This window comes from Mycolicibacterium houstonense, from assembly GCF_900078665.2.
Taxonomy (GTDB): Bacteria; Actinomycetota; Actinomycetes; order Mycobacteriales; family Mycobacteriaceae; genus Mycobacterium; species Mycobacterium houstonense.
In genome coordinates this window covers 2228656-2241311 of record NZ_LT546207.1, presented here as the reverse complement: position 1 = coordinate 2241311, position 12656 = coordinate 2228656, and the positions used below count along the sequence as shown (strand labels likewise).

General features: G+C 66.3%; 10 protein-coding genes. 8 read left to right on the top strand and 2 right to left on the bottom strand.

Annotated elements, in window-relative coordinates; genetic code table 11:
* Nucleotides 1-64: 64 nt before the first annotated feature.
* Complete coding sequence (locus tag BN4332_RS11170; protein WP_066898499.1) at nt 65-1384, bottom strand: TetR/AcrR family transcriptional regulator; 1320 nt, start codon at nt 1382-1384, stop codon at nt 65-67.
* A 192-nt stretch (nt 1385-1576) separates the two neighbouring features.
* Nucleotides 1577-2506, bottom strand: coding sequence for an SDR family NAD(P)-dependent oxidoreductase (locus BN4332_RS11165; RefSeq protein WP_066898498.1), 930 nt, complete (start codon nt 2504-2506; stop codon nt 1577-1579).
* A gap of 214 nt (nt 2507-2720) precedes the next feature.
* Here BN4332_RS11165 and BN4332_RS11160 point away from each other — a divergent pair, with 214 nt between their 5' ends.
* The 8 genes from BN4332_RS11160 (at nt 2721) to BN4332_RS11125 (ending at nt 12641) form a co-directional block, all read left to right on the top strand.
* The gene (locus tag BN4332_RS11160) at nt 2721-4370 is read left to right on the top strand and encodes a nitric oxide reductase activation protein NorD (RefSeq protein WP_084459243.1); all 1650 of its coding nucleotides are present in this window, start codon (nt 2721-2723) and stop codon (nt 4368-4370) included.
* Between the two features lie 155 nt (nt 4371-4525).
* Nucleotides 4526-5374 carry a CbbQ/NirQ/NorQ/GpvN family protein gene (locus BN4332_RS11155; protein ID WP_066898585.1) on the top strand — a complete coding sequence of 283 codons (849 nt, stop codon included), beginning with the start codon at nt 4526-4528 and terminating at the stop codon, nt 5372-5374.
* 88 nt (nt 5375-5462) lie between these two features.
* Complete coding sequence (locus BN4332_RS11150; protein ID WP_066898496.1) at nt 5463-6584, top strand: ABC transporter substrate-binding protein; 1122 nt, start codon at nt 5463-5465, stop codon at nt 6582-6584.
* On the top strand, nt 6581-7708 hold the full coding sequence (locus BN4332_RS11145; RefSeq protein WP_066898495.1) for a spirocyclase AveC family protein: 1128 nt from the start codon (nt 6581-6583) through the stop codon (nt 7706-7708). The genes BN4332_RS11150 and BN4332_RS11145 overlap by 4 nt, the downstream gene beginning before the upstream one ends.
* Nucleotides 7701-8591 carry an SDR family oxidoreductase gene (locus BN4332_RS11140; RefSeq protein ID WP_066898494.1) on the top strand — a complete coding sequence of 297 codons (891 nt, stop codon included), beginning with the start codon at nt 7701-7703 and terminating at the stop codon, nt 8589-8591. The genes BN4332_RS11145 and BN4332_RS11140 overlap by 8 nt, the downstream gene beginning before the upstream one ends.
* The gene (locus BN4332_RS11135) at nt 8584-10062 is read left to right on the top strand and encodes an aldehyde dehydrogenase family protein (RefSeq protein WP_066898493.1); all 1479 of its coding nucleotides are present in this window, start codon (nt 8584-8586) and stop codon (nt 10060-10062) included. Before BN4332_RS11140 ends, BN4332_RS11135 begins: the two co-directional genes overlap by 8 nt.
* Nucleotides 10063-10075: 13 nt before the next feature.
* A complete protein-coding gene (locus BN4332_RS11130) occupies nt 10076-11284 on the top strand; it encodes a cytochrome P450 (RefSeq protein ID WP_066898492.1) in 1209 nt (402 codons plus the stop codon).
* Between the two features lie 88 nt (nt 11285-11372).
* On the top strand, nt 11373-12641 hold the full coding sequence (locus tag BN4332_RS11125; protein ID WP_066898491.1) for a cytochrome P450: 1269 nt from the start codon (nt 11373-11375) through the stop codon (nt 12639-12641).
* The last annotated feature ends 15 nt before the right edge of the window (nt 12642-12656 follow it).

Genomic DNA, 12656 nt, shown 5'->3' with positions numbered 1-12656 from the left:
TCGAGAGCCACTCTGGCGTGACGACGTGGCGTGAAAGGAACGGACAGCGCCGAGGCAAGCGGGGCTAGTGCACGATCACGCCGCGCAGACTGGTGTCCCGGACGTGGATCTGCGAGGCCCGCGTGCCCAGCTGCCGCAGGATGTTCTCCGGTATCCACCCCACGCCGATGATTGACCGGGCCAGAATCTCGTTGGAGGGGCTGTCGATGCTGATTTCGCCTGCCTTGATCCCTTCGGCAAGAAGGGCTTTCACCTGCTTGACGCGCTGCGTGAACAACCAGCCGGGGTTGGGCGTGTCCGGCGGTGACTGACGCATCCAGGCCAGCTGGATCCGGAACTCGTCTCCGAATTGGTCCAGTGCATTGGTGTGGATCCAACTCAGCGCATCGAGCTTCTCGATCACGGTGCCCTCGGAGCTCAGGACACCGTTCCAGCCGACCGCGATCTTCTCGCCGAAGGATTGCATGATCGCCGCGAGCAGTTCGTCCTTGGAGCCGATGAGCCGATACACGGTGCCGGTGCCCATGCCGGCCGCCGAGGCGATGTCCCGCACGGTCGTGCCCTCGTAGCCGCGCCGGCCGAACTCGGCCCGGGCTACCGCGCGGATGTGGGTGGTCTTGTCGTCGGCCTCGGACCCAGGTTCGGCGATCCAGCTCTGCACCACGTCGTCTGCCGCCAGGAACGCCGGAGAGCGATCGAGGTCGGCATCGGTGGGGTGGCCGGTGGACAGGCCTTCCAGCAGGATTCGGCAGAGGAGGGTGGCGACCTTCTCGGGGGCGGCGTTGTGCCGCATGACATCGAGGCCCACCTGCAGCATCGACTGGCAGATCCGGTCGGCCAGCACGGCCAGGTCGACGTCGGCCCGCAGGTAGCCGCTCCAGCGGGCGGCCCGCAGCGTCTGCTGCATGGCCTCGAGGGTGGCTGTCGGCCGACGCTGTGCCAGCGCGATGAGCTCGGGGTTGGAACTGGGGCTCTCGTAGAACGACATCTGAAGCGCCGCCCGGTGCGCGACGGCGCAGCGCGCGATGTCCGCGCCGAGTTCGGCGATACGGTCGAACGGTGACGCCGGATCGGGGCCGTCCAGCCGGCTCTGCGCCTGCTCGGCGATGCGATCGAGATCCTCGTGATACCGCTCGAGCAGTTCCACCAGGATCGCTTCTTTGGATTCGAAGTGGTGGTAGAGGCTGCCCGGCAGGATTCCGGCCGCGTCCGCGATCTCCTGCAGCGACGTGCGGAGGCCCGACGTGGCGATCAACGATGCCGCGGTCTGGAGGATCTCGGTGCGGCGGGTGCGATCCTCAGCTGTGGGGCCGGCGTCGGTTGCGCGACCTGGGGTGCGCTTGAGCGTCCTGCGCTCCCCAGGCGTTACCTGGGGACGGCCCACAGCGGCTCCTCGATGATTGCCGGCTCCCGTCATACGTTTCGGGTCACGGACCTGACCCAATATTTGGTGAGGCTACCAGAATAGCCCTGGTGACCTGGGGATCGTGCGTCGCCGTACGTGGCGGGGGAGCATCGGCACCCGGGCGTGCGGGAGGTGGCGCCGAGCGGACCGACGACAACCGGTTCGCCCGAATCACGGGGCGACGCTCAGGCGTGCGCTCACCTCGAACACCTCGTCGTAGATCGAGCCGGGCACCGTGAACGGATCGGTCGCGGTGACGTCCGACAGATGAGCGGCGATGTCGTCGGCGCTCGGGTCGCTGTCCGGTGGCGCCATCCAGCCCTTGCCCAATCCGACGAACACGCGGGCATAACGGCCGGCGCAGGCCGAAAGGTTCTGGTGGCTGAAACCGCAGTCCCGGCTGGCCAGGTACACCACCAGCGGCGCGACGAGCTCCGGCCGGATCGCGGTGAAGAACCCGTTGTCCTCCATGGCTTTCGGATCAGCCAGTGTTTCGGTGACCATTCGCGAGATGCCGAAGGGCAGCACGGTGTTGGCCATGATCCCGTGCGGTGCGCCTTCGAGCGCGATCACGTTGGTGAGCCCGACCAGCCCGGCCTTGGCCGCGGCGTAGTGCGCCTCCAGATGCTGGCCGAACATCCCGGCGGACGAGGCGATGAAGACGAACCGGCCGTAGCCTTGGCGCTTCATCAGGCGGTAGGCAGGCTGCGCGAGATAGAAGCCGCCGTCGAGATGGACGCTCAGCATGCGGCGCCAGTCCTCGGCCGACAGCTCATCGAACGGAATGCTGTCGAAGATGCCCGCATTGCTGACCACGGCGTCGAGCCGACCGAACCGGTCGACGGCCGTACGCACGATCGCCTCGCCACCCTCGGGGCTGTCGACCGAATCGTAGGACGCCACCGCGGTGCCGCCGGCGGCCGTGATTTCCTCGACGACCTGATCGGCGACTGCGGCGTCGTAACCCCGGCCCGCCATCGTGCCGCCGAGGTCGTTGACCACCACAGCGGCGCCACGCCTCGCCAGTTCGAGCGCGTAGACCCGGCCCAGTCCGCGTCCGGCACCCGTCACGACGGCGACCTGGCCCCTGAAGTCAATCACTGTGTAACCCTTACCTATTCGTTTCTGGAACCGTTCGGGAACAGTCCCCGTGCCGCCTCGAACTCACGCACTTCTCAGCCTCGTGCGATTGACTTCCGGTCCGGCCGAACTCTACGGTTGAACAGATATTTGGTCAACGCTTCAGGGTGGGAATCGGAGGAAGCGGGTGGCTGCTGACGGTGGCGGTGACGGCGGACGGCTCTCCGGGCTGGGCATGCTGGCGTCCGCGCTCGCTGGGCGCCAGGTCGGGGTGACCGCGACCGACCCTGGGGCCGCTCCGTGGACCGACGGTCGGACCTTGTTCATCGACCTCGACGGACCCACGCGGCGTCAGGTCGAATCGGTCGCCGTGCAGGCATCGCTGATTGCGGCGGGCAGTCTGGATCCCGATGTGGTGGGCGCACTCCGTAATCGGCGGCTGGCCAAGCGCTATCTGGCGGTCGAGGGCCACCGGGCACTGTTGGTCAACGAGGCCCTGCTGCCGAAATCCCTTGGTGCTTTGGCGGATCGAGGAATCGGTGCGTTCGGCGATTCGGCTGCGACCTCGCTGGCGATCGCGCAGGGATCCGCCCCACTGCCAGACCCGCCTGCGGGTTTCGGGGTGATCCAGGCCAGGAAAGTCCTGGCGGCGTGCGCGGCGGCGAAGCCGGCAGATCAACGGTCGGTCGGTCATGTGCCGAGGCGGGAGGTTGCCCGCGAGCTCGAGGAATTGGAGGACGACGACCCCGACAACTGGGACGACTCCGATGAGCCCGATCTGTTCTCCAGCCCGGTCGGTGGCGGCGGGCCCATCGGTAAGTGGCTCAAGAAGTTGTTGTCATCGACGCGCAAGACCGGTGGCAACGGCGGGGGACCGCCGGGTGCCGACTCGCCGACGCACCGTACCGACTCGACGAAACGCGGGGCCCACGCCGTTTCGTCGCTGGCCACGGTGTCGTCGGAGGAAGTCGTCGACGTCAAGACCGACGGAGTGAAGTATCCGGAGTGGAACGCCGAGCGCAGGATTTACCGGCTCGACTGGTGCACCGTCCGCGAGACAGAACCGAAGATCAAGGCACACGCGACCCAGCGGATCGAGGATGCGATCAGTGTGCGGCGCCCGCTGGCACGGCTCGGCATGGGGTTGCATCGGCGCCATCGCCAGCCTCAGGGCGACGATATCGACCTCGACGCCGCGCTCGAGGCGCGCGTCGAGGTGCGAGCCGGATCGGTGCCCGACGAGGCCGTCTACCTGGACAGCCTGCGCCGCCGCCGGGATCTGTCGGTCCTGCTGCTGCTAGATGTCTCCGGGTCGACCGCGGAGCCGGGCACTGCGGGGCGCACGGTGCACGAACAGCAGCGCGCGGCGGCAGCCCATCTGATGGTGGCGCTACATGACCTGGGCGACCGGGTTTCGCTGTATGCGTGCTACTCGCAGGGCCGTTCGGCGGTGGCGATGGTTCCGGTCAAACGGTTCGACGACCACCTGGACGCGCAGGCGATCCGTAGGCTGAACAGCCTTGCGCCCGGTGCATATTCGCGACTGGGGGCGGCCATCCGGCACGGGTCGGCGGTGTTGGAGGAGCGGGGTGGCACCTCCCGGCGCCTGCTGGTCGTGTTGTCGGATGGGCTCGCGTACGACCACGGCTATGAACGGGCGTACGGTGCCGCCGATGCCAGACGCGCCTTGACCGAGGCTCGGCACCGCGGCACCGGCTGTGTCTGTCTGACCATCGGCGCCAGTACCGACGTGGACGCCCTACGCAGGGTGTTCGGCAGTGCTGCACATGCCACCATCGCCAGCCCGGACCAGCTCGCCGGTGTCATCGGACCGCTGTTCCACTCGGCGATCCGCTCGGGTGAGGTCCGTCGACGGGTGTCCTGAGGACTCCGTCAATCGGGTGATGCCAAGTCCCAGAATGTCATTGGCGGGATCCTCGCCCAATCGACGAACTCGTCCCGATGGTTGAAAACAAACATCTGTTCCGGCTAGGCTCCGATCGGTACCGCAGCGTGGCGGGTGCGACGAAAGGTGTGTCGATGGCCAACGAGCCGGGTCTCGCTTACCGGAACGGCGCAAAATCGGATGGGCCGGCCGCGCGTCCGTATTACACGCCCGTCGGCGACGAGGAGACGGTGTTCAAGGCGGCTTACCGCCAAGGCCTCTCGCTGTTGCTCAAGGGCCCGACCGGATGCGGCAAGACCCGTTTCGTCGAGGCGATGGCGTACGACCTGGGGCGCCCGCTGATCACCGTGGCGTGCCACGACGACCTCACCACCGCCGATCTCGTCGGGCGGTATCTGCTGCGCGGCGACGAGACGGTCTGGGTGGACGGCCCGCTGACCCGCGCCGTGCGCGAGGGGGCGATCTGTTACCTGGACGAGGTGGTCGAGGCCCGTCAGGACACCACCGTGGTGCTGCACCCGCTGTCCGACTACCGGCGTCAGCTCCCGATCGAGCGTCTCGGCGTCACGCTCGAGGCGGCGCCGGGATTCGGCCTGGTCATGTCCTACAACCCGGGATACCAAAGCGTTCTCAAAGACCTCAAGGATTCGACGCGGCAGCGGATGGTGGCCATCGAGTTCGGTTTTCCCGATCCGGACGTCGAAGAGGGCATCATCGCCGACGAGGCGGGGGTGGATCGGTCCACCGCTGCCGAGTTGGTGCGGTTCGGACAAGCCGTCCGGCGCCTGGAGGTGGGTGGCCTGCGCGAAGTCGCCTCGACCCGGGTGCTCATCGCGGCCGGTCGCCTGGTCGCCGCGGGGCTACCGATGGCCCTGGCGGCCCGGGTGGCGGTTGCCGGACCGCTCACCGACGACGTTGCGGTGAATCGCGGTCTGCACGAGTTAATCGACGTCTACCTGGGCGGATCTGCGCCGGGTGATTGACGAGGTACTGCTGCCCTCGTTACGTTCAGAACAAATATTAGGTTTCAGGCGCGCTTGCCGCGACGGACGCCGCACCACGGGAGGACAGATGTCGTACGAGAGCACCGCAGAGCCCGTCAAGGTCGGCTACCTGATGGACTTCACCTTGCCTCCCGGCTTCCCGGACGAACTGCGGGCATCGTTCACCCAGACTTTTGACCTGGTGTTCGAGGAGGCGGTCGAGCAGGGCCTGATGGACCGGGGCGTGCAGATGATCTACCGCGAGGTGGAAGGGCTGCCGAAGGGTTCGGTGAAGGCGGTGATCGACGCCTATGGCGAACTCGTGGACGAGGGCTGCCTGGTGGTGTTCGGGCCGAACATCACCGACAACTGCGTGCCGTTGCGGGAAGCGATCGAGGACCGCTTCAAGGTGCCGGCCATCAGCGTCACGGGCACCGACGACTGGCTCGGTGAGTGGACGTTTGCCTTCCCCCAGGGTTCGATGACCGACGAGCCCATCTTTCTCGCGGACCTGGTCGCCAAGCGCGGTCTGACCGAGATCGGCGTACTCGTCGAGCAGAACCTCATCGGTGAGAGCTATCTGAAGAATCTGCGGAGCGCCTGTGCCCGCAAGGGGATTCGGATCGTCGCCGAAGCCGGTATCGCACAGACCGCCCAGGACATCAACGCCGCGGTGAGCACCCTGCACGACGCGAAGGCCGAGGCGATCGTGCACCTCGGCTTCGGTTTCGGCATCGTCTTCATCAACCCGGCACTCGAGGCCGTCGAGTGGGATCCGCCGCGCTTCACCACCACCGCGTTCCAGAACGCATGGGTCAACCCGATCATGTGGAACGCGTTCCTGGGCTGGGTCGGAGTGGATCAGTACGACGAGGGCAACCCGGTCGGACAGGCGTGGCTCGATCGATATGCGAAGCGGTACAACGGGAGTCGCCCCGAGTACTGCGTGTCGGTGGTCAACCACGACGTCGCCGCCACGCTCGTGCGCGCCTTCACGGATGCGCACCCGCTGAGCCCGCGCGGCGTCAAAGAGGCACTCGAGCGGGTGAAGATGATGCCCGCCGCCTCCGGAGCTCCCGGAACCCGGGTGTCTCTGGGTAAGTGGACCCGTCGCGCGTGGATGGGTGCGGGGTATCTGGTTGCCCGGACCCTCGATGAAGACGGCATCAATTCGCACCTGGTCGACCGCTTCGGGGCGGACGCGTCATGACGACGCAGGAATCCTCCCCGGACACCCGGGTCGAAGCGCCGGAACGCAAGCGCCCGAACTGGGGTCGGGTGATCGCCCTGCTCGCCTGGCTCGGATTCCTCGGCCTGTTCGCCGCGGTCGGCCGCACAGATGTCGACCCGCGGGTGGCCAACCCGAACGTCGAGGGGCGGCCACGTCCGGTCGGATTCCTGACCGCGTTCGATCACTGGCAGATCATCCCGCAGGTGGGCGCCGTGATCATCGTCGTGGTGTTCACCGTCATGTTCATCGTGGGCTGGCGGCGCAACCCCGGCAGTCCGGTGCTGCTCATGGTTCTGTGCACGACGCTGATCGTCTGGCAGGACCCGATCATGAACTGGTCGCCGTTCGCGGTGTACAACCCGATGCTGCTGCACTGGCCAGAGAACTGGTACCTGATCATGATGTCGCCCACGGTGGAACCGTTCATCGTGTTCGGCTACGTCCTGTTCTACTTCGGGCCGTACTTCCCGGCCGTCTGGATCCTGCGCAAGTTGCAGGCCAAGCACGGTCCGGAGGCGTTCGTCGCGCGACATCCGCTCATCAGCCTGGGCGGCCTGGTGCTCGTGATCGGCTTCATCTTCGACGCCATCCTGGAAGTGAGCCTGGTGCGGACCGGGCTCTACATCTATTCGCAGGCGATCCCGTTCGGCACGTTGTTCCCCGGCAGCACCTTCCAGTTCCCACTGATCTGGGAATCGCTGTCGGTGACCTTTGTGATGATCCCGGCCGCCATCCTCGTCTATCGCGACGACACGGGAAAGTCGGTGGCGGAGAAGCTCGCCGCGAAGGCGAAGCTCTTTCCGTCGAAGCCGGTCCTCGGCACGTTCCTGGTGATGTTCGCGATCATCAACGTCTCGTACTTCGCCTACGGCGGCTGGTTCTGGGCGATCAAGGCCAGTGGGTTGGCCACCTCGGTGGCCTGCCCTTGGCCGTACCCCGAGGCGAAGATCTATGACCCGCAGGGGTACTACCGGGCGAACGGAGCCGAGGGCCCGTACTCGGTGGGCAAGTGGTCCACCTGGCAGCAGGGGCCGGCCCGCAACCCCGACGTCGAGCTGGGCTCGAAGAGCAACCGATGCGCATCGGAGAAGCAGGATGGATGAGCCCCGCTCTGTCGTCATCACCGGGGCCTCCCGGGGACTCGGGTTCGCCTCGGCCGCGCGCCTTTATCGCGAGGGGTGGCGCGTGGTGGCCGCGATGCGGACACCGGAGAAGGGCCTACCGCTGCTGCGCGAGGCGACGGGCGCCGGTGAGGACGACGACAGGCTGATCGGGGTCCAGCTCGACCTGATGGATGCTGCCTCGATCTCGGCGGCCGCGAAGTCGATCGACGAGGCGGTCGGCGCGCCGGATGCGTTGGTGCACAACGCAGGCATCTCGGCGGCCGGAATGGTCGAGGAGACCTCGCCGGAGCTGTGGGAGCGGATGTTCGCGACGAACGTCTTCGGCCCGGTGGCGCTCACGAAAGCTCTTCTGCCGTCCATGCGGAGCGCGGGCCGCGGCCGCATCGTGCTGATCTCGAGCGCCGCGGGGGTGCGTGGAATGCCGGCAACCGCACCGTACTCGGCGGTCAAGGGCGCACTTGAGCGGTGGGGCGAGGCGATGGCGGGGGAGGTCGCGCCGTTCGGGATCGGCGTCACCATCCTGGTCACCGGGACCTACGACACCGAGATCATCACCGACGCGGGCACGACGGACGATCGCGACCTGGACGGACCGTACGCCCCGCACCACCGCACGATGGACAAACGTGGGCGGGCCATGATGAAGCGTGCGGCGAAGTCGCCCGAAACGTTCGCCGCCGGCCTGGCCGGGGCACTCGACACCTCAAAACCGTTCGTCAAGACGGCCGTCGGTTCCGATGCCCGAATGTTGTTGATCGCCAACCGGTTACTGCCGTCATCCGCGCTGCACCAGATGACCCGGCTGATGATGGGCATCCCGCGGTTCGGCGCACTTCGAGGGAAAGGCGCCGGTCATGGCTGACTTCGAGGCCAGAATGCTCGTCGACGGCAAGCTGGTCGACGGTGCCGCGGGCACCTTCACCAACATCAACCCGGCGACCGAAGAGGTGCTCGGGGAGGTTTCGGACGCGTCGGCGGCCGACATGAACCGCGCCATCGACGCCGCCCGCCGGTCTTTCGACGAGACGAATTGGTCCACCGACCACCAATTCCGCAAGCGGTGCCTCGAACAGCTGCACGACGCGATCGAGGGCGAGCTGGAGCAGTTGCGTGAGGAGCTCATCGCCGAAGTCGGGGCTCCGCGGGCCGTCACCCACGGCCCACAACTCGACGCTCCCTTCGCCGACGGACTGAGATATCCGGCCCGGCTCATCGAAACCTTCCCGTGGGAAACCGATCTCGGGGACACCGTCGTCTCCGTCACCGGCGTCAACACCACGCGCAAGGTCTGGCACGAGCCGGTCGGGGTCGTGGGGGCCATCACGCCGTGGAACTTTCCGTTCGAGGTGACCATCAACAAGCTGGGGCAGGCGCTGGCCACCGGCAACACCGTGGTGCTCAAGCCGGCCCCGGACACCCCGTTCAACGCGACGCGGCTCGGCCGGCTCATCGCCGAGAACACCGACATTCCGGCCGGAGTGGTGAATGTCGTCACCGCATCGGATCACCTTGTCGGCGAGGAGCTCACCCTGTCACCCAAGGTCGACATGATCTCGTTCACCGGCTCGACGGCCGTGGGCAAGCGGATCATGGAGAAGGGTGCCGCGACGATGAAGCGGCTGTTCCTCGAGCTCGGTGGGAAGTCGGCGACGATTGTCTTGGAGGACTTGGATGACACAGCGTTCAACTCCGCATTGTTAATCGGTATCGGCCCGCTCATGCATGCCGGGCAGGGCTGTGCCGCTCCCACCCGAATGCTGTTGCCGCGCTCCCGTTACGACGAGGGCGTCGCGATCTTGAAGGCCATCTACGAGAGCATCGGCGCCGGCGACCCACAGGATCCCGCAACCATCTGCGGCCCGGTGATCTCGGCCAAGCAGCAGGCCCGGATTCTGGGCTACATCAGGAAAGGCGTCGACGAAGGAGCCACGCTGCTCGTCGGCACCCTCGATGCGCCGAAGCAATTCAGCAAGGGATTCTGGGTCAACCCAACACTTTTCACCGACGTGGACAACTCCATGACGATCGCCCGGGAAGAGATCTTCGGACCGGTTCTGGTGGTCATTCCCTACGAGGACGAGCAGGATGCGATCCGCATCGCCAACGACAGCCCGTACGGGCTCGCCGGCAACGTCATGTCGGGCTCGCTGGAGCGATCGCTGTCCGTGGCGCGCCGACTGCGCGCCGGATTCATCGGGCTCAACGGGACAGCCGGTTATGGAGCAGACACCCCGTTCGGCGGCTACAAGGACAGCGGCGTCGGGCGCCAGAACGGTATCGCCGGATTCGAGCAGTACACGGAGATCAAATCCGTCGCGTATCCGGCCGGTTAGGAGGAGAGAGCTTTTGTCGCAGCTATTTGACGACCTGGAGGACTTCGGCTCGTTCGACGATGCCGTCTCGGGCGACGTCCGGGACCCCTATCCGGAACTGGCCAGGCTTCGGCGCGAGGAGCCGATCCAGCGGATCGACATGTCGGCGATGCCGGGGGAGCAGGGCAAGCCGGTGTTTATCGTCTACCGCTACGAGGACGCCCAGCAGATGCTGCGCGACAACCTGACGTTCTCGTCGTCGGGTGTCATCGCGGCATTCGGCCCGGTGCTCGGCGAGCGTGTGATGCTGGGCATGGACGAACCGGTGCACGGCCGGCTCCGTTCGCTGGTGTCGAAGGCGTTCTCGCAAAAAGCCTTGGCGCGTTGGGAAGACGAGCTGGTGGGACGCGTCGCCAACGAGCTCATCGACAAGTTCGCCGCCGACGGCAAGGTCGACCTGGTCAAGGCATTCACCTTCGACTATCCGAGCCGGATCATCGCCGGATTGCTGGGACTGCCGGAGCAGGACTATCCGCAGTTCCAGCGCTGGTCCATCTCGCTGCTGAGTTGGATCATGAACCCCGAGCGCGGGCTGGCGGCGTCGGCCGCGCTGTGCGAGTACTTCGCACCGATCCTGCAGGCCCGGCGTGCCGAGCCGAAAGAAGACATGATCAGCCTGCTCGCCGAGGCCGAGATCGACGGCGAAAAGCTGACAGACGACGAGATCTTCTCATTCCTCCGATTGCTGTTGCCCGCCGGCGTGGAGACCACGTACCGGTCGTTGGGCAATCTGTTGTTCGCGTTGCTCTCGGACACCACGCAGCTCGATGCCGTCCGCGCCGACCGGTCGCTGCTGCCCCAGGCGATCGAGGAAGCGGTGCGCTGGAATCCGCCGCTGCTGACCATCACCCGCACCACCACCTGCGATACCGAGCTCGGTGGGGTACACATCCCCGAAGGCTGTTCGGTGATGCCGATGCTCGGCTCGGCGAACCGACAGGAGGACCGGTGGCCCGACCCGGACGAGTTCGACATCTTCCGCACCGCCAAGGGCAATCTGGGCTGGGGCCACGGCGTGCACGTGTGTCTGGGCATGCACCTTGCCCGCCTCGAAATGCGGACCGCCGTCAACCTGCTGCTGGACCGATTGCCCGATCTCCGGTTGGACCCGGACGGAGGCGACCCACACATCCGCGGGCAGGTCTTCCGGTCGCCGACGTCGCTACCGGTGCTGTTCGGATGACACCTTTGGTGAGCAGACGCAAAACTGCACGAAATGGCGTGATTTGGGGCAGGTTTGCGTCTGCTCGCGGAGAAGACAGGAGCCTGAGATGACCGACTTCGAGACAGTGGACTTCTTCACCGACGCATCCCTGGTGCCCGATCCGTATCCGTACTTCGATCATCTGCGAGCCAAATGTCCGGTCTCCCAGGCCACCCCGTTCAACGTACTCGCCGTCACCGGCTACGACGAAGCACTCGCCGTATACCGGGACCCGGCATTCTCGTCGTGTGTTTCGGTCGCGGGACCTTTCAGTGGGATGCCGTTCGGCCCGGGGGAGAGCGACGACGTCTCGGACCTGATCGAGCAACACCGCGGCCAGGTGCCGATGGCCGAGCACATCACGTCGCAGGATCCCCCGCTGCACACCCGGACCCGCGGTCTGATGAACAAGCTGATCACGCCCAAGCGCCTCAAGGAGAACGAGGACTTCATGTGGCGGCTGGCCGATCAGCAGCTCGACACGTTCGTCGCCCGCGGTTCGGCCGAGTTCCTGGCCGATTACGCAAAGCCGTTCTCGCTGTTGGTCATCGCGGATCTACTGGGCGTACCCGGCGAGGACCACGAGGAGTTCAAGGCAGCCTTCGCCCTGGAGACCGTCGGCGAGCTCGGCAAGGAGGCACCGACCACACACAATCCCCTGCAGTGGCTCAACGACAAGTTCTACGCCTACATCGAGGATCGCAGGCGCAGGCCGCGCGACGACGTACTGACCGGCCTCGCCCAGGCCAAGTACGAGGACGGATCGACGCCCGACATCGAAGACGTGATGAACCTGTCGACGTTCCTGTTCGCCGCGGGCACCGAGACGACGACGAAGCTGGTGAGTTCGGCGGTCCGGTTCATCGCGGACAACCCGGGATTCGAGACAATGCTGCGCGACGACCGCAGCCGGATTCCGTCGTTCCTCGAAGAGACGCTGCGCATGGAGAGCCCGGTCAAATCGCACTTCCGGATGGCGAGCCGGACCACCAGTGTCGGTGCCGTCGACGTGCCGGCCGGAACCACCGTCATGGTGCTACCCGGTGCGTGCAACCGCGATGAACGTAAGTTCGCCGATCCCAACACCTTCCAGCCCGACCGCGCGAATGTCCGCGAGCAGATCGCGTTCATCCGGGGCGTGCACTCCTGCCCGGGGGCCCCGCTGGCGCGCGCGGAGGGCCGGATATCGCTGAACCGGGTCCTGGACCGGATGTCCGACATCACGATCTCCACCGAGCACCACGGCCCGGCCGAGGATCGCCATTACACCTACGAGCCGACGTTCATCATGCGCGGGCTCAGCGAGCTGCACATCGAGTTCAAGCCGGCCGCCTGACCGGCCATCACAGGT